This is a genomic window from Pantoea sp. SM3640 (genome assembly GCF_015654165.1).
Taxonomy (GTDB): Bacteria; Pseudomonadota; Gammaproteobacteria; order Enterobacterales; family Enterobacteriaceae; genus Pantoea; species Pantoea vagans.
Genome location: NZ_CP064872.1, coordinates 1,775,750 through 1,799,123, shown reverse-complemented (window position 1 = coordinate 1,799,123; position 23,374 = coordinate 1,775,750). Strand labels below are relative to the sequence as shown.

20 protein-coding genes are annotated in these 23,374 nt (G+C 55.0%); 13 read left to right on the top strand and 7 right to left on the bottom strand.

Annotation, left to right across the window (positions count from 1 at the left end):
- The first annotated feature begins 518 nt into the window (after window positions 1-518).
- Entirely contained in the window at window positions 519-1,472 is a 954-nt protein-coding gene (gene ydgH, locus IV493_RS08305; protein ID WP_095707151.1) for a DUF1471 family protein YdgH, read from the top strand.
- 205 nt (window positions 1,473-1,677) lie between these two features.
- Window positions 1,678-3,069 (top strand): basic amino acid/polyamine antiporter, encoded by a 1,392-nt coding sequence (locus IV493_RS08300; protein ID WP_013357951.1) that lies wholly within the window; start codon window positions 1,678-1,680, stop codon window positions 3,067-3,069.
- A 19-nt stretch (window positions 3,070-3,088) separates the two neighbouring features.
- Here the strand turns inward: IV493_RS08300 and IV493_RS08295 are convergent, their stop codons facing one another.
- Complete coding sequence (locus IV493_RS08295; protein ID WP_033783187.1) at window positions 3,089-3,502, bottom strand: hypothetical protein; 414 nt, start codon at window positions 3,500-3,502, stop codon at window positions 3,089-3,091.
- A 178-nt stretch (window positions 3,503-3,680) separates the two neighbouring features.
- Here IV493_RS08295 and rstA point away from each other — a divergent pair, with 178 nt between their 5' ends.
- The 5 genes from rstA (at window position 3,681) to IV493_RS08270 (ending at window position 8,999) form a co-directional block, all read left to right on the top strand.
- Window positions 3,681-4,406, top strand: coding sequence for a two-component system response regulator RstA (gene rstA, locus IV493_RS08290; protein WP_013357953.1), 726 nt, complete (start codon window positions 3,681-3,683; stop codon window positions 4,404-4,406).
- Window positions 4,403-5,704, top strand: coding sequence for a two-component system sensor histidine kinase RstB (rstB, locus tag IV493_RS08285; RefSeq protein WP_107319770.1), 1,302 nt, complete (start codon window positions 4,403-4,405; stop codon window positions 5,702-5,704). Before rstA ends, rstB begins: the two co-directional genes overlap by 4 nt.
- A 19-nt stretch (window positions 5,705-5,723) precedes the next feature.
- Window positions 5,724-7,211 (top strand): carboxypeptidase M32, encoded by a 1,488-nt coding sequence (locus tag IV493_RS08280; RefSeq protein WP_095707149.1) that lies wholly within the window; start codon window positions 5,724-5,726, stop codon window positions 7,209-7,211.
- A gap of 159 nt (window positions 7,212-7,370) precedes the next feature.
- Window positions 7,371-7,895, top strand: a complete 525-nt coding sequence (gene asr / locus IV493_RS08275) for an acid resistance repetitive basic protein Asr (protein WP_013357956.1) — start codon at window positions 7,371-7,373, stop codon at window positions 7,893-7,895.
- 294 nt (window positions 7,896-8,189) lie between these two features.
- Window positions 8,190-8,999, top strand: coding sequence for a serine protease (locus IV493_RS08270; RefSeq protein ID WP_008925243.1), 810 nt, complete (start codon window positions 8,190-8,192; stop codon window positions 8,997-8,999).
- Window positions 9,000-9,051: 52 nt separating this feature from the next.
- Here IV493_RS08270 and hrpA read toward each other — a convergent pair whose 3' ends face one another.
- Entirely contained in the window at window positions 9,052-12,954 is a 3,903-nt protein-coding gene (gene hrpA / locus IV493_RS08265; RefSeq protein ID WP_195858056.1) for an ATP-dependent RNA helicase HrpA, read from the bottom strand.
- Between the two features lie 257 nt (window positions 12,955-13,211).
- Here hrpA and IV493_RS08260 point away from each other — a divergent pair, with 257 nt between their 5' ends.
- Window positions 13,212-13,811, top strand: coding sequence for an FMN-dependent NADH-azoreductase (locus IV493_RS08260; protein ID WP_013357959.1), 600 nt, complete (start codon window positions 13,212-13,214; stop codon window positions 13,809-13,811).
- Between the two features lie 61 nt (window positions 13,812-13,872).
- On the opposite strand, the gene IV493_RS08255 is transcribed toward IV493_RS08260, so the two are convergent.
- Genes IV493_RS08255 through IV493_RS08245 form a run of 3 tightly spaced genes read right to left on the bottom strand, consistent with a single transcriptional unit; the run spans window position 13,873 to window position 17,035 of the window.
- Window positions 13,873-14,211 (bottom strand): YdbL family protein, encoded by a 339-nt coding sequence (locus IV493_RS08255; RefSeq protein ID WP_013357960.1) that lies wholly within the window; start codon window positions 14,209-14,211, stop codon window positions 13,873-13,875.
- A gap of 11 nt (window positions 14,212-14,222) precedes the next feature.
- Window positions 14,223-14,411, bottom strand: coding sequence for a YnbE family lipoprotein (locus tag IV493_RS08250; RefSeq protein ID WP_013357961.1), 189 nt, complete (start codon window positions 14,409-14,411; stop codon window positions 14,223-14,225).
- Complete coding sequence (locus tag IV493_RS08245) at window positions 14,408-17,035, bottom strand: YdbH family protein (protein ID WP_304622265.1); 2,628 nt, start codon at window positions 17,033-17,035, stop codon at window positions 14,408-14,410. The genes IV493_RS08250 and IV493_RS08245 overlap by 4 nt, the downstream gene beginning before the upstream one ends.
- A gap of 145 nt (window positions 17,036-17,180) precedes the next feature.
- On the opposite strand from IV493_RS08245, the gene IV493_RS08240 reads away from it, so the two are divergent.
- Window positions 17,181-18,173 (top strand): 2-hydroxyacid dehydrogenase, encoded by a 993-nt coding sequence (locus IV493_RS08240; RefSeq protein ID WP_195858055.1) that lies wholly within the window; start codon window positions 17,181-17,183, stop codon window positions 18,171-18,173.
- 46 nt (window positions 18,174-18,219) lie between these two features.
- On the opposite strand, the gene IV493_RS08235 is transcribed toward IV493_RS08240, so the two are convergent.
- Window positions 18,220-18,495 carry a DUF333 domain-containing protein gene (locus tag IV493_RS08235; protein WP_003853763.1) on the bottom strand — a complete coding sequence of 92 codons (276 nt, stop codon included), beginning with the start codon at window positions 18,493-18,495 and terminating at the stop codon, window positions 18,220-18,222.
- Between the two features lie 184 nt (window positions 18,496-18,679).
- Here IV493_RS08235 and IV493_RS08230 point away from each other — a divergent pair, with 184 nt between their 5' ends.
- From IV493_RS08230 to ttcA, 4 genes are all read left to right on the top strand, one after another.
- Window positions 18,680-19,336 carry an MgtC/SapB family protein gene (locus IV493_RS08230; RefSeq protein ID WP_033732774.1) on the top strand — a complete coding sequence of 219 codons (657 nt, stop codon included), beginning with the start codon at window positions 18,680-18,682 and terminating at the stop codon, window positions 19,334-19,336.
- Between the two features lie 219 nt (window positions 19,337-19,555).
- On the top strand, window positions 19,556-19,822 hold the full coding sequence (locus IV493_RS08225) for a hypothetical protein (protein ID WP_033783197.1): 267 nt from the start codon (window positions 19,556-19,558) through the stop codon (window positions 19,820-19,822).
- 739 nt (window positions 19,823-20,561) lie between these two features.
- Window positions 20,562-20,807: a hypothetical protein gene (locus tag IV493_RS08220; RefSeq protein ID WP_158307096.1), complete on the top strand. Its 246-nt coding sequence runs from the start codon at window positions 20,562-20,564 to the stop codon at window positions 20,805-20,807.
- A 142-nt stretch (window positions 20,808-20,949) separates the two neighbouring features.
- Window positions 20,950-21,885: a tRNA 2-thiocytidine(32) synthetase TtcA gene (gene ttcA / locus IV493_RS08215; RefSeq protein WP_033783198.1), complete on the top strand. Its 936-nt coding sequence runs from the start codon at window positions 20,950-20,952 to the stop codon at window positions 21,883-21,885.
- Window positions 21,886-22,377: 492 nt separating this feature from the next.
- Here ttcA and zntB read toward each other — a convergent pair whose 3' ends face one another.
- Window positions 22,378-23,361 carry a zinc transporter ZntB gene (gene zntB, locus IV493_RS08210; RefSeq protein ID WP_195858054.1) on the bottom strand — a complete coding sequence of 328 codons (984 nt, stop codon included), beginning with the start codon at window positions 23,359-23,361 and terminating at the stop codon, window positions 22,378-22,380.
- Window positions 23,362-23,374 lie beyond the last annotated feature (13 nt).

Below are 23,374 nucleotides of genomic sequence, written 5' to 3'. Positions count from 1 at the left end.
AGGATGATGGCCCGAATCTGCACGACGACAGCGTAGCTGAAACAGCGTTTCAGCTACTTATAGTCGGAATGCATGTATTTCAAAGTGTTTATAACCTACTGAAAATGTGACGAGCGATCCAGAGCGGTTATGCTGGATAGTGACATTCACATGATTATTCAGGCTTCTGCTAAATAAGCTGCGTTATCCCACTGCGAAACAGTCCTGCAGGCAGATAATCTGCCAGTAAAAACTGTGCCCGGCCGAATTAATCATCAATAAAAACCTTTATTTAACAATGCATTAACTGTTTAAGCGCTAACAGTTACCGTTTTTAGTGGTAACCCGTGCGAAAACACGCCATAACGGCGTTTGATGACAAACAAATGAAAAAATCATGGTTGAATAACGCGATCTGACACAAAAAATCGCTGCGACAGTCTGTTTATAACATGCAATAATCAGCGGCTAATCTGTTATACATCAAGAGTCCAGCACGTTTTCGTACTCATTTTTGCGTAAGGCGAAGGATTATTTTTATGAAGCTGAAGAACACTATTCTGGCGTCCACTCTGTTGTCTCTGCTGGCAGCCAATGCATTCGCTGCGCAGGAGTTAACGCCAGAAAAAGCGGCCGCGCTGAAGCCATTCGAACGTATTAATATCACCGGCCGTTTCAACGCAATTGGCGACGCAGCCGATGCGGTCTCTAAGCGTGCAGATCAGATGGGCGCTGCCTCTTATTACATCCAGGCGATCAACGACAGCAACGGCAACAGCGGTAACTGGCGCGTCACGGCTGACCTCTATAAAGCCGATGCACCGGCAGCCACGCAGTCCACGACTTATCGTCGTTTCAACGGCGTCAACGAACTGCCTAAAGCAGAAGCGTATAAGCTTGAACCGTTCGATACCGTTTCGGTCAGCGGCTTCTTTGCCAGCCAGCCAGATGTGAACGACGCGATTTCAAAAGCGGCTAAGCAGAAAGGCGCGGCCTCCTTCTTTATCGTTCGCCAGATCGATGCCAACAGTGGCGGCAATCAGTATGTCACCGCCTATGTCTATAAAGCGGATGCTAAAGAACGCAAAGTACAGACACCGAATGCGATTCCTGCCGATTCAGAAGCAGGTAAAGCCGCGCTGGCAACCGGTGGTGCTGCAGCCGCTAACGTTGAGATTCCAGGCGTAGCCTCGTCTGAAACACCAAGCAATAAAGTGGGCCGTTTCTTCGAAACCCAAAGCTCAACCGGTAAGCGCTATACGGTGAATCTGCCAAACGGTAAATCCGTGCAGGAAGTGAACGCAATCACTGCCGCGCAGATGCAGCCGTTCGATACCGTTACCTTCACCGGACACTTCGGTACACCCACTGAGATTTCAGAAGAAGTGGCGAAGCGTGCAGCCGATAAAGGTGCGAAGTTCTACCACGTCACCCGCCAGTGGCAGAACCAGAGTGGCGGTAACCTGACCGTTACGGCTGACCTGTTTAAGTAGTCCCTTCAGGGCGGTACCCGCCGCCCTGCTGTTTGCATAATTACTGCGCTGTTTTGCATAGTCACGCATTGCCATCCCCTGCCACTCTCCGTAAAATCCTCCGCCTGTTTTACCGGATATTGTCTCTGTATTTTGCCGCTGCGCTGCGATAACTCAGTGATGAAATCCGGTTTACCCAGCCATATATGCTAGCGGGAAGGTTGTTTTGGAGAAAAAATTAGGTCTCGGTGCGCTGACGGCGCTGGTGCTCAGCTCAATGCTGGGTGCAGGCGTGTTCAGTCTGCCGCAAAACATGGCCGCAGTGGCTGGCCCGGCGGCGCTGTTGCTGGGGTGGCTGATTACCGGTGTCGGCATTATCTTTCTGTCGCTGGCGATGCTACTGCTGACCCGCCTTAAGCCCGAGCTGGACGGCGGCATCTTTACCTACGCCCGCGCCGGGTTCGGCGAACTGATGGGGTTCTGTTCCGCCTGGGGCTACTGGCTATGCGCGGTGATCGCCAACGTCTCCTATCTGGTGATTGTCTTCTCTGCCCTGAGCTTCTTCACCGATACGCCTGACCGGATTATCTTTGGTGATGGCAACACCTGGCAGGCGATGCTGGGTGCATCTGTGCTGCTGTGGCTGGTTCACTGGCTGGTGCTGCGCGGCGTGCAGACCGCGGCCAGCATCAATCTGATGGCGACGCTGGGCAAACTGGTGCCGCTGCTGCTGTTTATTGTACTGGCGGTGATGGCGTTCAACTATGATCGTTTCCGCTTCGATTTTTCCGGCGTCACGCTGGGAAAACCGCTCTGGGAGCAGGTTAAGCAGACCATGCTGATCACCCTATGGGTCTTTATCGGGGTCGAAGGTGCGGTGGTCGTCTCTGCCCGTGCTCGCCAGAAAAAGGATGTGGGTCGTGCAACCTTATTTGCCGTGCTGGCTGCGCTGCTGGTCTATCTGCTGGTCACGCTGCTGTCGCTGGGCGTGGTGCCGCGTGCTGAACTGGCTGAGATGCGTAATCCTTCAATGGCCGGATTAATGACCCGACTGATGGGTAACTGGGGCGATGCGGTGATTGCGGTGGGTCTGATTGTCTCCGTGTGCGGGGCCTATCTGAGCTGGACAATTATGGCCGCGGAAGTGCCGCTGATTGCCGCGCAACAGGGTGCCTTTCCCCGTAGCATTGCCCGGCAGAACCGCCATAACGCGCCAGCCGCCTCGCTGTGGCTGACCAACGGCAGTATTCAGCTCTGCCTAATCCTGATTGCCCTGACCGGTGCTGACTACAACAACCTGCTGACCATCGCCTCGGAGATGATTCTGGTACCCTATCTGCTGGTGGGGTTATATCTGATCAAAGTGGTGCGCGGACAGCATAAGCCGCTGGCGATGGCGATCGGTGTGGGTGCCAGCGTGTATGGCATCTGGCTGTTGTACGCCTCGGGACCCATGCACCTGATGATGTCAGTGGTGCTCTACACGCCGGGCCTGCTGCTGTTCCTGTTTGCACGACGCGGCGGCCGCGCCGATATTGCGCTGACCTCGCTGGAGCGGATTGCGATGGGACTGCTGATTGCCGCGACATTGCCCGCCGTATGGGAGCTGACGACGTAAAGCCTGCCCGAAAGGGTTTTCAGTGTGACTGCACTGGAATGGATACGCACAGCAGGTCATCCTGCTGTGTGAGATTCAGCGGCTTCGCATATTCGTAGTGGATGGCGTCCAGCTGCTCCGCCGAAAGTGGATAAGGGAGCTGGATATCAAAGCGACTAATCTGCTGCTGTTCTGCGAGAGTAATCAGGCGCGCGATGTTAATTTCGTCGCTGACCTGAGTAGAAATGATTTGTAATGCTAATTCTTTTAACGGGTCGTCACTGCCCTGTAAACGGTTTGCCGATTTACGTGTCACCATGCCAAATATCGGCATCACACCATAAATAGCATCGACGAAGCTCCAGCGCTTTTTGCAGGAAGCGGAAAGAAAGTCACTGTAATTGAAGCAGATGCGGTCGGGGTATATGGCTGATGCCAGCTCTTTATCAGACACACTAACGCTCCTCATGGTAATCATCAATATCCCAAACCTGGCGCAATAAGGCCGCGCTAATGATTGCACATTTTGCCGGATATATACCAGCAAGCCCTGGATATTTCGTGCGATAGCGTAGAGCTCAGGACCAGGAAAAGATATGCTTTCATCCATCCCTGACTCTGCCCTGTGAACTATGAACAAAATTGTTTATGTAGAAGATGAACCCGAAGTGGGTTCACTGATTGCGGCCTATCTTGGCCGTCACGATATTGAAGTCATTGTTGAAACACGTGGCGACCGTGCTGAAGCGGTTATCGCCGAACAGCAACCCGACCTGGTGATGCTGGATATCATGTTGCCGGGTAAAGATGGCATGACCATCTGTCGCGACCTGCGGGCCAACTGGCAGGGACCGATCGTGTTGCTTACCTCACTGGACAGCGACATGAACCATATTCTGGCTCTGGAGATGGGTGCGCAGGATTACATCCTGAAAACCACACCACCCGCTGTGCTGCTGGCCCGCCTGCGCCTGCATCTGCGCCAGTCTCAGCATGGGCAGCCGGAAGATGCGCCTGCTGCGCCTGCCGCGAATCGTATGCTGCGTTTTGGCTCGCTGACCATTGATGCCCTGAACCGTCAGGTGACGCTGTTTGACGAGCAGATCGCCCTCTCCACTGCGGATTTCGATCTGCTGTGGGTTCTCGCCAGCCATGCGGGTCAGACGCTTAACCGGGATGCACTGCTGAAAACATTGCGCGGCGTCAGTTATGACGGCCTGGACCGCAGCATCGACGTGGCCATCTCCCGCCTGCGTAAAAAGCTCCACGACAGCGCTACCGAGCCGTTCCGCATTAAAACCATCCGCAATAAAGGCTATCTGTTCGCCCCCCAGGCCTGGGATACCCGCGAATTATGAGAAAGCTCTTTATTCAGTTCTATCTGCTGCTGTTTGTCTGCTTTCTGGTCATGGCGCTGCTGGTGGGTCTGGTCTATAAGTTCACCGCTGAGCGCGCGGGCCGGCAGTCAATGAATGACCTTATGGCCAGCTCGCTCTACCTGATCCGCAGCGAACTGCGTGAGATCCCGCCGCGTGACTGGAACAAAACCATCAAGAGTCTCGATCTCGGCCTGTCGTTTGACCTGCACATTGAGCCGATGAGCAAATATCAGCTTGATGAAAGCAATATGCGCCGGTTGCACGCCGGAGAGATTGTCGCGCTCGACGATCAATACACCTTTCTGCAGCATATTCCGCGCAGCCACTATGTCTTATCGGTGGGGCCGATTCCCTATCTCTTTTATCTGCACCAGATGCGACTGCTGGATATTGCTCTGCTGGTGTTTATTGGCATGTCGCTGGCGCTGCCGGTATTTATCTGGCTGCGTCCGCACTGGCAGGAGATGCAGCGCCTGGAAAAAGCGGCACAGCGCTTTGGCCGGGGCGAGCTGGATGTGCGCACCCATTTCGACAGCACCTCCAGCCTGTTCCGGCTGGGCATCGCCTTTAATCAGATGGCCGAGAACATCAACACGCTGGTCGCCAGTAAGAAGCAGCTGATTGACGGTATTGCCCATGAGCTGCGAACGCCACTGGTGCGCCTGCGCTACCGGCTGGAGATGAGCGATAACCTGACGGATGGTGAACGGGTGGCGCTGAACCGCGACATCGGCCAGCTTGAAAGCCTGATTGAGGAGCTGCTGACCTATGCACGTCTTGATCGGCCGCGCGTCGATCTGAATCTGAAATCGCTGGATCTGGCCAGCTGGCTGAGTGAGCGGCTGGACGATTTCCGCACCATCAATCCGGACATACGACTTGACCTTGACCTGCCGCAGCGTGAAAACATCGGTGTTTCTGACACCCGACTCATGGAGCGGGTGCTGGATAACCTGGTGAACAACGCGCTGCGCTATGCGCAGCAGCGGCTGCGCGTCAGTTTATGGTTCGACGGTCCGGTCGGGTGTCTGCAGGTGGAAGATGACGGTCCGGGCATTCCGCCCGACGAACGTGAACGGGTTTTCGAACCCTTTGTCCGGCTTGATCCCAGCCGCGATCGCGCCACAGGCGGCTGCGGACTGGGCCTGGCCATTGTTCACTCCATTGCCCAGGCGCTGAGCGGCAACGTAACCATTGAGTCCAGCCCGCTGGGCGGTGCCAGCGTTCGCTTTTGCTGGCCGGTTGATCTAACCTTGCGGGAAATTCCGCTGCGTTAAAATCCACAAGGAGTCTTACGTGACCTCAGCGTATCAACAACTGACCAAAACCTTCCAGCGCCTTTCCCGTTTCAGTCACGTCACGGCTATCGCTGGCTGTGACATGCAAACCACCATGCCGCCAGGCGGCAGTCAGGCGCGTGGTGAAGCACTGGCCGAAATGAGCGTGTTGCAGCACCAGATCCTGACCGCCCCGCAGGTCGGCGAGTGGCTAAAGGCTGCTGAGCAGCAGTCCCTGAACGATGTCGAGCGGGCCAATCTCAACGAGATGCAGCGCGCCTATCAGCAGGCCACCCTGCTTCCTGATGATTTTGTGGAAGCCAAATCGATCGCCGGTTCAGTATGTGAACATGCGTGGCGCACTCAGCGTCCCGCTAACGACTGGCAGGGCTTTGCCGCCAACCTCAAAGAAGTCGTACGGCTGAGCCGCGAAGAGGCACAGCGTCGCGCTGACGCCAGTGGCTGTTCGCGTTACGATGCGCTGCTGGATCTCTATGAGCCGGGTATGACACGCGCCCGACTGGATGAAACCTTTGGCGAGCTGAAAACCTGGCTGCCCGCTTTGCTGCAGCAGGTTGTGGAAAAACAGGCACAGCAGCCATTTATCACGCCGCAGGGGCCGTTCGCCGTTCCAGCGCAGCGTCAGCTCGGTCTGAGCATTATGGAGACGCTGGGGTTCGACTTTAACCATGGCCGCCTCGACATCAGTGCGCATCCCTTCTGTGGCGGCGTCCCGGAAGATGTACGCATCACCACCCGTTACAACGAGAATGAGTTTCTCAGCGCCATGATGGGCGTGATTCACGAAACCGGTCATGCCCGCTATGAGCAGAATCTGCCGCAGCAGTGGCGCGGTCAGCCGGTGGCGCTGGCGCGCTCCACGGCTATTCATGAATCACAAAGCCTGTTTATGGAGATGCAGCTGGGTCGCAGCCGCGAATTCCTGCAGCGCATTCTGCCGCAGGTGATCGCGACCTTTGGCGATCAGCCCGCCCTGCAGGCGGATAATTTCGTGCGCCTGACTCAGCAGGTGAAACCAGGCCTGATCCGGGTTGACGCCGATGAGCTGAGCTACCCGGCGCATGTCATTCTGCGCTATGAAATCGAGCAGGCGCTGATTGAAGGCGAGATTGAGGTTGAGGACATCCCGGCGTTATGGGATGAGAAGATGATGCAGTCGCTGGGGCTGGATACACGCGGTAACTACCGCGATGGCTGTATGCAGGATATCCACTGGACCGACGGCGCATTTGGTTACTTCCCGACCTATACGCTGGGCGCGATGTATGCCGCACAGCTGTTCCGTTCGGTACAGAACGCCATTCCTCAGCTCAGTGAGCTGATTCAGCACGGTGAACTGCAGCCGGTATTTGACTGGCTGCAACAGAACATCTGGCAGCACGGCAGCCGTTTCTCCACCGACCAGCTGCTGATCAATGCCACCGGCGAAGCCCTGAATCCGGCTTTCTTCCGCCAGCATCTTGAACAACGCTACCTGAATAGCTAAGCTTCCGGGCGGTCTGCTGATCGCCCTTTCCCGCCTTTGTACAATCGGTTACACGCCGATACCAAACACCCACGGACACCGTTCATTGATTTCTCTATAGTCTCTTCACCGGCCCCGCAGTGGGCTACACATGAAAAAATAGTCTCCGAGGGATTTGCAATGAAAAAATTATTTGCACTGGTTGTCGCCGCTGCTATGGGTATGTCTTCTGTTGCTTTCGCTGCTGACACCACAGCTGCTCCAGCTGCTGCGCCAGCCGCAACAACTACTACTACCGCTGCAGCACCGGCTAAAACCGTTCACAAAACTGCGCACAAGAAACACCATAAAGCAGCTCAGAAAGCCCAGGCTGCTAAGAAACACCACAAAAAAGCAGTGAAAAAAGATGCCGCGCAGAAAGCGCAGGCTGCTAAAAAAGTGCACCACAAGAAAGCGGTAAAACCTGCTGCACAGAAAGCGCAGGCCGCTAAAAAAGTTCACCACAAAAAAGCAACTAAACCAGCCGCTCAGAAAGCGCAGGCTGCTAAAAAAGTTCACCACAAAAAAGTAACTCAGCCAGCTGCTCAGAAAGCCCAGGCTGCTAAAAAAGTGCACCACAAAAAAGTGGTAAAACCTGCTCAGAAAGCGCAGGCCGCTAAAAAAGTTCACCACAAAAAAGTTGTGAAACCAGCAGCTAAAAACTAAGGTCGCCTTCAGCGCACGGCCACGAGTTGATAATTAAAAACACCCGGTTCTGCCGGGTGTTTCTTTACTGGAGTGGATGAAATGACGAGAGTGGATGAAATAGTGCGTCGCTATCGCTTCGAAATTATTCTGCTTGTTATGATCCTGTGTGGCATTGTTGCAGCCAGTTTTTTTATTTAGCCGCTGTAGCGTACTGATTAACCAATAAAACTCCCTTTTTCAACGCTCACCGACTATAGTTACCGTACTTACGTAATAACAATAACGTTAATTTTTCTCGCCATTGAGATTTCTATGCGCCTGGCTACCCTGTTAATGGTTGGACTCTTCAGCTTTGCCACCACGGTTCACGCCGATGATGACGATGACTCGCCCACTCCTGCTGAAATTAAGATGCTGTTCTTCGGCAAGGATCATCGCCAGGCAATCACCGATATTACCGCTGCCCCCTGGGATGCCATTGGTCAGCTGGAAACCGAAAGCGGCAACCTCTGTACTGCCACGCTCATCTCTCCGCATCTGGCGCTGACGGCCGGACACTGTCTGCTCTCCCCGCCGGGTAATTTCGATAAGCCGGTTGCGCTGCGATTTATGGCCAGTGATAAAGGCTGGCGCTACGAACTTCATGATATTGATGCGCGGGTTGAACCCTCGCTGGCATCAAAATTAAAAGCGGATGGTGAAGGCTGGATCGTGCCGAGCAGTGCTGCGCCCTATGATTATGGCATCGTAATTTTACGCAATCCGCCCTCCGCGATTACGCCGATTCCATTATTCGATGGTTCACGCAGCGATCTTACTGCGGCACTGAAGCTGACCGGACGCAAAGTGACGCAGGCAGGCTATCCGGCCGATCATCTGGATACGCTCTACTCTCACAGTGATTGCCTGATTACCGGCTGGGCGCAGCGCGCCGTGCTGTCGCATCAGTGTGATACCCTGCCGGGTGACAGTGGTTCACCGCTGCTGCTCAAAAGTGATAAAGGCTGGCAGTTAATCGCGGTACAAAGCTCTGCGCCGGCAGCCAAAGATCGCTATCTGGCTGATAACCGCGCGATTTCGGTCACCTCATTTAAAGATAAGCTGGAATCTCTCGCGCAGTAATCTTTCTTACCCTTCATAGGATGCGCGCCTGTTACGGCGCGCATCCTGGCTTTTACCCTGATATCTGCTCCATTGTCTGCAGAATTCGCTTCTCTGAGATGGGATAGGGCGTACCCAGTTGCTGAGCAAAGTAGCTGATACGCAGCTCCTCAATCATCCAGCGAATGTTCTTCACCTCTTCATCATCCTGACGCTGCGGCGGCAATTTGTTGCGCCACGACTGATACGCCTGTTCCACTGCCTGCACTTTTAACATGCGCGCGCGATCGCTGTGAGGATCGGCAGGCAGTTTTTCCAGCCGCCGCTCAATGCCATTCAGGTAACGCAGCGTATCCGCCAGTCGCTGCCAGCCGTTGCCGGTGACAAAGCCGCGATAAACCAGACCACTTAATTGCGCCTTGATGTCGGACAACGCCAACGCCATCGTCATATCGACCCGGCCTTTGAGACGCTTATTGATGTTGAAGACGGCCGTCAGGATCTGCTCAACCTGCTTCGCAATGGTCACGACGGTCTCATTGAGTTCGCCGCGAACTTTGTCACGCAACTGCTCAAACGAGGTCTGATCCCAGGCCGGACCGCCCGCTTCACCCATCAGTTTGTCGATGCCACAGGCGATGCAGTCATCAATCAGCTCCAGCACTTTGCCATAAGGGTTGAAGTAAAGTCCGAGCTTGGCTTTGTTCGGCAACTTCTCGTGCAGATATTTAACCGGTGACGGCACATTCAGGAGCAGCAGACGACGCTGACCGCGCCACATCATTTTCTGCTGCTCCTGCTCGCTGTCAAACAGGCGAATGGCGACGCTCTCTTTCTCATCGACCAGCGCAGGCCAGGCTTTGACCTGATAGCTACCGCGCTTCTGTTCGTAGCTGCGCGGCAGTTCACCAAAGCTCCAGATATGCAGACCGCTCTGCTCCAGCCCGTCATCTGCCACTTTTGACAGCGTCTCCTGCACCTTGCCTTTCAGCTGTGCCTTGAGCGCGCTGAGATCTTTACCTTCCAGCAGTTTACGGTTGTGCTCATCCACCACCCGGAAGGTCATTTTCAGATGATCGGGCACCTGTTCCCACTGCCAGTTTTCCCGCTCCAGCGTGACGCCGGTCATGCGGCGAAACTCACGGGACAGCGCATCGGGAAGCGGCATCTCCATTGCGTTGACGCGTCCCAGGAACGCCTCGGCATAGTTGGGTGCCGGCACCAGGTTGCGGCGCAGCGGCTTGGGCAGTGACTTAATCAGCGCGATGATCAGCTCACGGCGTACCCCGGGGATCTGCCATTCAAAACCGCTATCTTCAATCTGATTCAGCAGCGGCAGCGGAATATGTACCGTCACGCCATCCGCATCGGCACCCGGCTCAAACTGGTAACTCAGCTTCAGTTTAAGGTTGCCCTGATGCCAGAAGTTAGGGTAATCAAGCTGGCTGACCTTATCCGCGCCCTCTTTGATCAGCATTTGTTTGTCGAAGTTCAGCAGCTCCGCATTTTCACGGCTGGCCTTTTTCCACCAGCTGTCGAAATGCTTCGCTGAGACCACCTCTTTGCCAATGCGCTGGTCATAAAAAGCAAACAGCGTTTCGTCATCCACCAGAATATCGCGACGGCGGGATTTGTGTTCCAGATCTTCGACTTCACTGCGCAGCTTCTGGTTAGCACGGAAGAAGGCGTGACGCGTCTGCCAGTCGCCCTCCACCAGCGCGTGACGGATAAACAGCTCACGGCTCAGAGTGGGATCAATGCTGCCATAGTTCACCTTGCGGGCGGCCACAATCGGCAGGCCATAGAGCGTAACCTTCTCGGCAGCCATTACCGCGCCCTGCGATTTCTCCCAGTGCGGTTCACTGTAGCTGCGCTTGATCAGGTGCTGCGCCAGCGGCTCAATCCACTCTGGCTCAATCCGCCCCGCCGTGCGGCCCCACAGGCGGCTGGTTTCAACCAGTTCTGCCACCATGGCCCACTTCGGCGGCTTCTTAAACAGCCCGGAACCCGGGAAAATCGAGAAGCGGGTATTGCGTGCGCCGGTGTACTCCTGCTTGTCGGTGTCCTTCTGACCGATGTGCGACAGCAGACCGCTGAGCAGCGCGCAGTGAACGGGCTGCAGCTCAGCCGGTTCACTGTTAACCGGAATGCCCAGTTCACGCACTACCTGCCGCAGCTGGGTATAAATATCCTGCCATTCCCGTACGCGCAGATAGTTCAGGAAGTCGCTTTTGCACTGGCGGCGGAAAAGGTTACCCGACAGGGCTTTCTGCTGCTCCGCCAGGTAGTTCCAGAGGTTCACATAGGCGAGGAAGTCGGAGTCTTTGTCGGCAAAGCGCCGGTGCTTCTCATCGGACGCCTGCTTTTTCTCTGCCGGGCGCTCGCGCGGGTCCTGAATCGACAGACCGGCGGTGATGATCATCACTTCACGCACGCAGCCAAATTTCTGCGCTTCCAGCACCATTCGTGCCAGACGCGGATCGACCGGCAACTGTGCCAGCTGACGACCGGAGCCGGTGAGTTTGTAGTGTCCGCTCTCCTCATTCAGGGTCAGCGCACCCAGCTCTTCCAGCAGGCGGACGCCATCCTGAATGTTGCGCTTATCGGGTGCTTCCACAAACGGGAAAGCAGCGATATCGCCGAGTCCCAGCGAGGTCATCTGCAGGATCACCGACGCCAGGTTGGTACGCAGGATTTCCGGATCGGTAAAGGCCGGACGGCTCAGGAAGTCATCTTCCGAGTAGAGACGAATACAGATACCGTCTGAAACACGGCCGCAACGCCCTTTACGCTGGTTGGCGGAGGCCTGCGATATCGGCTCAATCGGCAGGCGCTGCACCTTGGTGCGGAAACTGTAGCGGCTGATACGCGCCGTACCGGGATCGATGACATATTTGATCCCGGGCACCGTCAGCGAGGTTTCCGCCACGTTGGTCGCCAGCACGATGCGACGGCCACTGTGCGACTGAAATACCCGGTTCTGTTCGGCGTTCGACAGTCGCGCATAGAGCGGCAGCACTTCGGTGTGCGGCAGGTCGCGTTTGTTCAGCGCATCGGCGGTGTCGCGGATTTCGCGCTCACCGCTCATGAAAATCAGAATATCGCCGCGACTCTCGCGTCCCAGCTCATCCACCGCATCAAATATCGCCTGCAACTGATCGCGATCGCCATCATCCGCTTCTTCAACCACCGGCCGGTAGCGCACTTCGACCGGGTAAGTCCGGCCGGAAACTTCAATCACCGGCGCGTTGTTGAAGTGCCGCGAGAAGCGCTGCGGATCAATGGTCGCCGAGGTAATAATCACTTTCAGATCGGGGCGGCGCGGCAGCAGCTCACGCAGATAACCGAGCAGGAAATCGATATTCAGGCTGCGCTCGTGCGCCTCATCAATGATGATGGTGTCATATTGCATCAGCAGGCGATCCTGCTGGATCTCCGCCAGCAGGATACCGTCGGTCATCAGTTTAATCTGCGTCAGGTCGCTGACCTGGTCGTTAAACCGCACCTTATAGCCGACACAGCCGCCCAGTGAGGTACTGAGCTCATCAGCAATGCGATTCGCCACAGTGCGCGCAGCCAGACGACGCGGCTGTGTATGACCAATTAACCCGGTGATACCGCGTCCCAGCGCCAGACAGATTTTCGGCAGCTGCGTGGTTTTACCTGAACCGGTTTCACCCGCAACAATCACCACCTGATTGTCGCGAATCGCCGCCGCAATATCCTGCTGCTTCTGACTGACCGGCAGATTGTCCGGGAATGTTATGGCTGGCGTTGCCGCGCGGCGCTGGGCCACGCGCTGTTCAGCAGCAATAAATTCCTGCTCCAGCTCGCGGGCAATGCCCTGCTGTGCCTCGGGATTTTTAGCTTTTCTGGCACCCTGCAAGCGGCGCTGCAGACGCTGGCGATCGCGCAGCATGACACCGTCGAGCCGTGGCCAGAGCGCTGCCAGTGGGGAAGTATCGGGAGATGACATAATAGTGACGTACCTTACTCAGACGGTGTCGCTGCCTGAAGCAGCGCCCTGCAAGCCGGGATAACCAGCTGATTCAATAAATATAATTGCGCGCATAATAGCACATTCTGAACCGTTCCGGCGGCTCGCCCCGGTTACGCTTATTCAATAAATTCGAACATGGGTCTCGAAATATTGCGCTTTCACCGCGCCATCGATAACCGTAGAGTGTAAACCATTGAGCGGAAAGTCTTCCGCGTAACAGACAGGAAACCACCATGAGCAAAGTTTTAGTTCTGAAATCAAGCATCCTTGCAGGCTACTCACAGTCAAGCCAGCTCGCTGACTTCTACATCGAACAGGCAAAGGCACAGGGTAAAGACGTCACTGTACGTGATCTGGCCGCTAACCCGATTCCGGTTCTGGATGGTGAGTTAGTCGGTGCAATGCGCCCATCTGAAACGCCGCTGTCACCCCGTCAGCAGGAAGCACTGGATCTGTCCGATGAACTGATTGCAGAACTGCAGGCTCATGATGAAGTGGTGATTGCCGCGCCAATGTACAACTTCAACATTCCAACCCAGCTGAAAAACTACTTCGACCTGATTGCCCGTGCTGGCGTGACGTTCCGCTACACCGAAGCAGGCCCGGAAGGTCTGGTTAAAGGCAAAAAGGCTGTGGTGATCTCCAGCCGTGGCGGCATTCACAAAGATACCCCAACTGACCTGCTGACCCCTTACGTTAAGCTGTTCCTGGGCTTCATCGGCATCACTGACGTTGAGTTCGTGTTTGCTGAAGGCATCGCGTACGGTCCGGAAGTGGCCAGCAAAGCGACCGCTGAAGCAAAAGACACAATTAAGCAGATCGTGACCGCATAAGTCTCAGTCATCTCAGGATGACGCTGGAAACCGGGCCATGCGCCCGGTTTTTTTTCGCCTGTCACTGGCCGCTGCCTGCTTCCTTTCTCAGCCACTGACCGTTAATGCCGCGCACATATTCCCCCGCGGCCGCTCGGCCCACCAGCTTCTGTCCGGCAATACTGGCGATATCAGCCGTGGAGAGATTATTCTGCTCTGCCAGTCGCTGATACTCCTGTTTACGTCCGGCGTTGATACGCTGCACCAGCGCCAGCGTTTCACTGTCCTGTGACCGTGCCGCCAGATAACCTGAGAGCGTTTCGCCTGCCAGACCCGCTTGCCGCGCTTCATTGAGCGTCAGTGCCCAGGCAGGCTGCGCCATCGCCAGAGCGAGTAACAGCGCCGCACTTATGCGTTTCATCGTTGCTCTCCTCAGAACAGACCGCTCTGGTTTTTCAGTAACGCTTCCACATCCTTGTCGACTTTGATGTGAATCTCATGCTCGATTCTTACGTTCATATTAATGGTGATGGGATCTTTGGGTGCCGTGACTTCGATGCGCGGCACGCAGCCAATGCTCAGCAGTCCGGCTGCCAGAACCAGTAATGGCCTCAGGCTCATGGTGAATTGTCCTTGTTCGATGGCAAAGTCGCATGTTGCTCTAACCAGGATTGCAAATTATCGCCGAAGCGCAGGCTGCGCCAGAGCTGAAAAAGGTTTTCCTGATGATGATAATTAAGATTGACCGTCTGCCGACGGTTACTGAACTGGCTGACGCCCTGCACCTGTGCTTCCATAGTAAGGTCGCCGAGGTTATCCAGATTGATCGTGGCCCAGCTGCGAGAGACCTCCATATAGCGTAACCAGTCCAGCGCCGCGCCGGTCGCTACGTTGTTGCGGGTAATGGCATCCGCCATATCTTTATCCAGCCGGAAGGTCAGCGGGCCGCTGTTGGCAATCCATCCCTTCTCCACCAGCCAGCGCGGATTATTGAGCCACAGCGGCAGTTCGCCGTTAACCTTGCCCGACATGGCGAACTGTTTCGGCTTCAGTGCCGTTACCAGCTCGCTGAGGCTGATTTGACGCAGCGACACCCGGGCGGGTTCATGCTGCGGCATGCGCAGGGAGGGCAGCGTGATTTGTCCGCCCAGCAGATCGAGGCTGACATCCTGCAGCGTCAGCGGCGCCTGTTCAGACCACGGCCAGTTCCCCTGCAGGTCGGCGCGAATATTCTGCATCGCAAACTGGTTCTTCACCTCGGCAATGCGCAGTGAAACCGGGCCATGCTGCCCAAACTGCCACTGCTGCTCGTGGAATCTGAACGGCAGCGAGAAGTCGATACCGTTTACCTGGCTGTCCGGCGTCCAGACGCTGCCCTGCTTAACCGTCCAGTGGCCCCCGGCCTGGAAGCCCTGATCGCTGGCGGCGGAAAAAGCGACCTGTGCCTGCAGACTGCCGCCCTGAATCTGCATTTTCATGTCGGGGCTGATCAGCGGCTGAAATACCGTCAGCGACTGAGCCGGCCACCAGGCCTGGCCGCGTAATCGTTCGCCATCCCAGCGACCATTCACCCGCAGCGGGCCAACCTTGCCCGCTTTTAACTCGCCCCGCCAGAGGAAATAGCCGGGATCCCGGCCTTTAGCTTCAAAGTCGAGCACTGAGTCAGCCAGACGGCCGCCATAAGTGAAGCGGGTCGGTCCCGCCTGCAGTCTGAAATGGCCATTAAAAGAAGGATGTGCCGCATCACGCTGCCAGTTTACCGGCTCAGTCAGCGTCAGACGCGGTTTTGCTATGTTGACGCTGCCGTAGGCCAGCTGATTAAAGCCGGCAGACAGAATATCAAGCTGGATCAGTGTGTCATGCCAGCCGCCGGTTCCTTTAACATCCCAGCGAGCCTGCAGCGGCAGCATCTCGCCTCCGCCCCAGTAGCGCCAGTTCCATTCACCCTTATCGGGCCAGAAATCTGTGGCGCGGCCATCGAGATGCAGCCGGAAGCGGCCAAAACTGGCATCGTGTGCGTTGAGAATCGCCTGCAGGCGACCATCTATGCCCTGTGAGGAGAGACGCACACCCGCCAGCGGCCAGCGCGCCTCATCCACTTCCAGCGTTGACAGCAGCCGGCCACGCAGACGCAGCAGCGATTTAGGTTGCAGCACCAGTTGAGGATCGAGCAGCGAACCACTAAGCACACCCGGAATCGAGCCGTAAAGTTGCATATCGGCCAGTTTGCTTTCACCGGTCAGCTGAAACGGCAGGTTGCTGTTGGTCAGGCTAAGGTTACCGGGACCGACGCCCAGCACCACGTTGCCCTTGCCGCCGCGTCCCTGCGTCAGCAGGTTAACGCGACCCTTAATCTGGCTGCCTTCAAGGCCCGACTGCCAGTTATCCAGCGTCAGGTTAACGTACCCAGACAAGGGCTGGTCCGCCAGTGGCCAGAAGTATTCGCCCTTTTCAATCCGAATCTGCTCGCGGCTGATCTGCCACGGTAACCGGAGAAGCGGTCTGCTCTCTTCCGCCATTGCCACCCGCAGCTCGCCCTGCTGCTGCTGCCAGTTGAGCGTCAGCTGCAGCGGGTGTGGCAGCGCGTCCAGCGCCAGTTGCCCGGCCACCTCACCGTTTACCGGCAGATCTGTGGCGAAGGTGGGCAACGTCAGATGACCACTCAGCGTGACGGGTTCAGGCAGTGCAGGATGGGTGAGCGTCAGGTCACGGATAGCGAGCTGCTGACCGATCAGCGTGGCCGCCAGCTGCAGATTATCGCCGTGGTAATTGAGTTGCTGGCGATCTTTTTCCAGCGTGAGATCCAGCGCGCCCGCATAGGTCTGCCAGGGCGCGACAATCAGTTTGCCCAGATGAACGTCGGCGCCAGGCAGCATTGCCTGCCATTCGGCCAGCGTTTTAGGCGCAACCGTACTGTTACTGGCCGGTAGTTTTTGCAGGCAGTCACTATCCAGCGTCAGCGCTTCCGCATTGAGTTTCCAGCGCGACTGATGCCAGCCCAGTGACACCGCCTTTATGGTGGCCAGCGAGCAATCACCGGCGAGATAACGAATCTGAGGCAACCACAGTCCACCGTTCCGCCAGCGCGGCGCGCCTGACAGCGCAATGCGCGTCCCGTCAGGCAGCCATATGCCGGCCAGCCGTGGCAGCCATTGCGTCACAGTCAACATCAGGCCGAGCAGCAGCAGAATCAGCGCCAGAATAGCCGCCAGCCGTCGCCGGAAAATCCGTGGCATAAAAGCCATAATCCTTTTCCTTACAGTATCCTGACAACGATGATGGCATGTAATCTGCCAGAGGTGAAGGCCTGCGCCAGGCGCAAATCAGCTGTTTCAGCAAAGTCAGTCAGAAAACGTTATCCTTGGTTTATCACTCTGCAGGAGCATAACGATGAAGATCGCGGTTTACAGCACCAAACATTACGATCAGAAATACCTTGAGCAGGTTAATCAGCAGTTCGGTTTTGAACTGGTGTTTTTTGACTTTTTACTCTCTGAAAGCACGGCGAAAACGGCTGTGGACTGCGATGCCGTCTGCATCTTTGTCAATGATGACGGGAGTCGCCCGGTGCTGGAAGAGCTGGCCGGATTGGGTGTGAAATATATCGCGCTGCGCTGTGCCGGTTTCAATAATGTCGACCTGGCTGCAGCGAAAGAGCTGGGTCTGGAAGTCGTCCGGGTTCCGGCCTACTCACCGGAAGCGGTGGCTGAACACGCGATCGGCCTGATGATGACCCTGAACCGCCGAATTCATCGTGCATATCAGCGTACCCGTGATGCAAACTTTTCGCTCGATGGCCTGACCGGTTTTAACATGCACAACAAAACTGCGGGCGTTATCGGCACCGGTAAAATCGGGATTGCGACGATGCGCATTCTGAAAGGATTTGGTATGCGGCTGCTGGCATTTGACCCTTACCCCAGCGAGCAGGCACTAAAGCTGGGCGCGGAGTATGTCGATCTGAAAACGCTGTTTGCTGAATCCCACGTCATTACGCTGCACTGCCCGCTGACGCCAGAGAATCATCATCTGCTTAACGCTGACGCGTTTAAACAGATGCGCGATGGCGTGATGATTATCAACACCAGTCGCGGTGGTCTGATTGATTCACAGGCGGCGATTGACGCGCTGAAACAGCAGAAGATCGGCGCGCTCGGCATGGATGTTTACGAGAATGAACGCGACCTGTTCTTTGAAGATAAGTCGAATGATGTGATTCAGGACGATGTATTCCGCCGTCTGTCGGCGTGCCATAACGTGTTGTTCACCGGCCATCAGGCGTTTTTAACCGCCGAAGCACTGACCGCCATTTCTGAAACGACGCTGAGTAATCTCAGCCAGCTCGACCGTGGTGAGGAGTGTCCGAACCGACTCTCTGCCTGATTATTCTCTGTATAGCTATGCGGGCCGGAGCAATCCGGCCTGTTCATCAGCGCGCGCAATTTCCGCCAATTAACGCCTGCTCATCACAGCGACGGCCATTCACTAACTGACACATTCCCACACGCGATCCATCCAGCTGATGCGAGAAGGCCAGCGTTCCACCCGCATTCGAACAGGTGCTTTCTGCCAGGGAAGACATCACCACCCGTGGCTGGATATGGGCGGCGGTGGCTTGTTGTGGTGGCTCGTTATCATCACTGTTGCTGCTGCAGGCAGAGAGTAATAGCGCGGCACCGGCCAGCAAAAAGGTGGCTGCTTTCATCAGTCGGACTCCGGGAATGGGTGTAATAGGCTGGCTCAGCATATGTCAGGCGGCACAAGGGGTCGAGAGGTGAAACAGCTTTTTACAAAATTCTCCGGCGTCATTTGCAAGCAGAATTATCTTGTTTACCTGCTATCGCTGAACTGTCACCCTTTTGCGGCCCCTTTTATTTCGGAGTAAAGCCATGTTAATGGATATGTTAATTCGCATCGCCCTTGCCGGCATTCTCGGCGGCCTGATTGGTCTGGAGCGGCAGATGCGGGCTAAAGAAGCGGGATTGCGTACTCATATTCTGGTCGGAATCGGCAGTGCCATGTTCATGCTGGTGTCGAAATATGGCTTCGCCGACATGCTCAGCAGCGACCATGTGGCCCTTGATCCCAGCCGTATTGCCGCTCAGGTGGTTAGCGGCATGGGCTTTCTTGGCGCGGGCACTATCATGATTCAGAAGCAGGTGGTGAAAGGCTTAACCACCGCTGCGGGATTATGGGTTACGGCGGCGATTGGTCTGGTAATCGGCAGCGGCATGTATGAGATCGGCATTTATGGCACGGTGCTGGCGCTGGTGGTGCTGGAGGTGTTCCGCCGTCTGAGCCATGTTTTAATCGGCAAACACCATACGCTGCTGGTCTACCTTAAACCCAAAAGTGTGCCGCTGGTGCTGCTGGTGATGCAGCGGGAAGGCATTCGCTACGGCAATGTGACGGTGATTAATCGTGATGAAGAGAGCGGTCTGTGCGAACTGAGTGTTCAGGTGACGCTTTCACGCAAATCAAATGATGCGCACCTTTATGACAAGGTTATGGAGATCAAGGGGGTTCAGTCGCTGGAAATGATGTAATCCCGCCGGAAATAGGCCTCAGACCAGATATCTTCCTGCAGGCATCCGGACATCGCAGAAGGCGATTAGTAGCAGCCAGCGCCTTCTGCCCTCCCCCATCCGAATCCCTCTGCCCGCAAATCAACGAAGCCACAGCCTGACCTGAGACATAGAGCGAGCCGGTAATTAATGGCATAATCCGTTATTGTTTATCATTGTAATAATTTTCCCCGGGGACCAATGCGCCAAAACTCTGACCATTCTCAAGATACCCTGCCTGCTGCTGCGCGAAAAAATTACCAGCCTGCATTAATGGTGCTGATTTTTACGCTGATTGCGGGCGCGGGTGCTGTGACAATCATGATGATCCTGGATCATCGGAACTCGGTTAATAATGCGCTGGAGACCGGACAATGTCTTGCTGGAGAAGGTGCGGAAGATATTCTGGAAGTACTCAGGCATTTTTTACATCATGCTTATCGCTGGATTTTTCAGGCCTGCGGCTGAATTCAGTGCAGCAAAAAATGGAGTAAACCATGCCGGTTGACCAGCAGCAGAACGCCGCAATACATAACCGCAACATAGCAAATTAAGAAGAGTATCAATGTCATAATAAATCTGATGCCGTACTTTTTTATTTTACGATTTTTATCGGGATGCCTCATAGACATTAAATATTGATTCATTTTTTTTCACATAGATAGCCCGACATTAAACGGCTTCACAGGCAGTCTGTATTGACGAAAGGTGCGAACCGACAGGTCAATGTAAGAGAGTCTGTGTAAACGCATATAAGCATAAATGTAAACGACCGCGCTCACGCAGTCTGCATATCGGATGTCATGAACATCCCTGATTTTACTGGAAAGTCATTTTTTATTGCGCGCCACAGGAATTATAAAACTATCGTTTTTAATGAGATACACAACACGTCAGTGCGTCTGAATTTATTATTATAGACCCAACGGGTCAACGCACATTCAACAGAGCCTGTTTTTAAGATTATCACCTGAAAAATGAAAGCAGCGATTAATATCCGACTCACTGCGAATTTAACGGAAACATTTCTTTTGATGTGCATCAAATCAGATCGATACAACCCGCAATGCATTTAGGCCTGATTGAGTTAAAGCATCGCATGCTGTGTTTTTTATTAATCCGGTAGTGCTGATGAAAATTTTTTTAATTATCTCTGTCATTTTTATGGCCACAGCTTGTGCGGTAAAAAGAGAGCATGCGCGGACTGATGCTTACCCGTCATCACCGCCGTCCTGTTCAACGCACAGTGATGAAATTGATTGTCAGTGGAAAGATGTGCCCGTCAGCTGACATCGCGCAGCTGAAACCTTTTCGAGTCGTCTCAGCCCGCCGGTTTGCTCACGACGAAGCAAAACCCGCCCTCTTTGCTCGCGCTCTTTCGCAGTACCGCATTCCGGCAATCATCGCCCTGACGGGAAAGCGGCCTGTGACTCTGACGGCGATTATCCGCTGATTACTTCACTCCAGTACTGGCATTCGCGGCAACAATCCGTACCATACGCTGCATATTCGTGACATCACAGTGAAGTGACCGGCTGGGCGCGCGCATCAATACGCCCTTTAGCTACGCTTTCTGGTTTTTGAGATAGGTAAAAATGCAAGATAATCAAACGGTTGACAAGAAAGAACAGTACAACCTGAATAAACTGCAGAAGCGTTTGCGTCGTAATGTCGGCGAAGCCATTGCAGATTTTAATATGATTGAAGAAGGCGACCGCATCATGGTCTGCCTGTCGGGCGGTAAAGACAGCTACACCATGCTGGAAATTTTGCGCAGTCTGCAAAAAAGCGCACCGGTAAACTTCAGCCTGATTGCCGTCAACCTGGACCAGAAACAGCCGGGCTTCCCTGAGCATATTCTGCCGCAATATCTTGAGTCACAGGGTGTTGAGTACCGGATTGTCGAAGAAGATACCTACTCCATCGTCAAAGATAAGGTTCCGGAAGGCAAAACGACCTGCTCACTCTGCTCGCGCCTGCGCCGTGGCATTCTCTATCGTGTAGCAACAGAACTCGGTTGCACAAAAATTGCGCTGGGCCACCATCGCGATGACATCCTGCAGACGCTGTTCCTGAACATGTTCTACGGTGGAAAACTGAAAGGCATGCCGCCAAAGCTGATGAGCGACGATGGCAAGCAGATTGTGATCCGTCCACTGGCCTACTGCCGTGAGAAAGATATCATTCGTTTCTCCGAAGCACGTCAGTTCCCGATTATTCCGTGCAACCTTTGCGGTTCGCAGCCGAACCTGCAGCGTCAGGTGGTAGCCGATATGCTGCGTGACTGGGATAAGCGCTATCCTGGCCGTATCGAAACCATGTTCAGCGCGATGCAAAACGTGGTGCCGTCGCACCTGGCAGATATCAATCTGTTCGATTTTAAAGGCATCAAACATGGCGATGCAGTCGTTGATGGCGGCGATCTCGCCTTTGACCGGGAAACGCTGCCAGCTCAGCCTGTGGGCTGGCGGGTCGATGAAGACGATGTACCCGATATCAGCGCGCGTCTGGATGTACTACAGATTAAATAAGTGCGGGAAAGTCTAAGGGCGTGCTGCAGGCAGCACGCCCTTTTTTATATGTTTCGATGAGGCGGTGGATCCATTATCGGCGGAAATTCCGGATCGGTTGGTGGATCAGGCTGCGGTTGCGGCTGGGGAATGGGTTCAGGAATCGGGATTGGATCCGTGGGGATCGGCTCGCTGTTAAGAATCGCGCTCATGCCGTACTCCTTTTCTTACGAATGGAGTTTAAGCTTAGATAAGGAACGGCATTACAGCCAGGCAGACAAAAAAAAGCCGGCACACTGGCCGGCATGTTTCGAATTAAATGTGCTATGCAATAATTCTAAATATGGAAGTAAGACAATATGGAGCGCAACGCCCATCGCTTGACGTTGCATTCACCTGCGGGAGAGAGTTTGCGTCAGCTGCGGCAACGGGTTCTTGATGTCGATCAGCTTTTGCTCGCTTAACGGGATTTTCAGCCCCTATATCGGGATTACCGCATTACCCTTTGGCGCATCAGAGCCAGCGCCGTTTACGCAGATAGCCCGCCACCCCTACTGCCAGCGCCACCAGCAGCAGACAGAAGATTGAAAACCCATATTTCCATCCACCGCCCGGAATGCCGCCCAGGTTGACGCCAAACAGGCCGGTCAGGAACGTGGCGGGCAGAAAGATCATCGCCATCAGTGACATGGTATAGGTGCGGCGGTTCATCGATTCCGCCATCGCAGAGGCGACTTCATCAGCCAGAATCGCGGTGCGCGCCACGCCTGCATCCAGATCGTCCAGCCCGCGTCCCAGACGGTCGGCAATTTCCTGCATCCGGCGGCGTTCGCTGTCATCCATCCAGGCCAGTTTTTCACTGGCCAGCCTGGCATAGACATCGCGCTGAGGTGCCATATAACGTCGCATCACAATCAGTTGCTTGCGCAGCAGGCCCAGCTCGCCGCGCGCGGGCATCCGCTGATCAAGCAGCGCATCTTCCAGCTCAATGATTTTGTCATGTAACTCTTCGATAAATTCGCTGGTGTGATCGGTCAGCGCATCACAGACATCCACCAGCCAGCTGCCGCAGTCAATCGGCCCATTGCCGTTTTGCAAATCGGTGAGCACTTCATCGACGGCAGAGACTTTGCGCCGCCGGGTCGAGACGATGAGCTTGTCGTTGATAAAGACCCGCATGACCACCAACTGGTCGCGACGTGCATCGCTATTGTGGTTGACGCTGCGCAGTACGATCATAAACCCGTCGCCCAGTCGGCTAACGCGAGGACGCATGCTGTCGCCTGCTAAGGCGTCACGCACCGTATCGGGGATCTGTGGCGTTGACTGCAGCCATTCGGCGCTCTTGCGATGGGTATAGTTGAGATGCAGCCAGCAGGGCTGCTCACACTGGATGACTTCATCTTCAGCAATCGGGATCATCCCACCCTTGCCATCCAGCTGGCAGGAAATGATGGCATCTGAAACCTGTAATGCTTTTCCTTCAATAACGTCCACACCGTCCCCTCTC